The organism is Kitasatospora sp. NPDC036755 (assembly GCF_040636595.1).
GTDB lineage: Bacteria > Actinomycetota > Actinomycetes > Streptomycetales > Streptomycetaceae > Kitasatospora.
This window is the reverse complement of the sequence record NZ_JBEZUT010000301.1, coordinates 10,411-10,616: the sequence shown is the minus strand read 5'-3', so window position 1 is coordinate 10,616 and position 206 is coordinate 10,411.

The window sequence follows — 206 nt, the reverse complement described above, 5'->3', positions numbered from 1 at the left end:
CGACCACCCACCCGAAGCACGCGGCAGTACACCGGCCCCGGCCCGGCAGGCGGCGGAGCCGCACCGACTAACGGCGGCCCACCAGCGGCCGGAGCGCGGAACTGTTACCAACCGTCATCAGCCCACCCCTCGTCAGCCCCGGCGGACCGACACCGCGGTCACCCACGACCACCACGACGGCGGGCGCGAGACCGACCCCCCAGCCG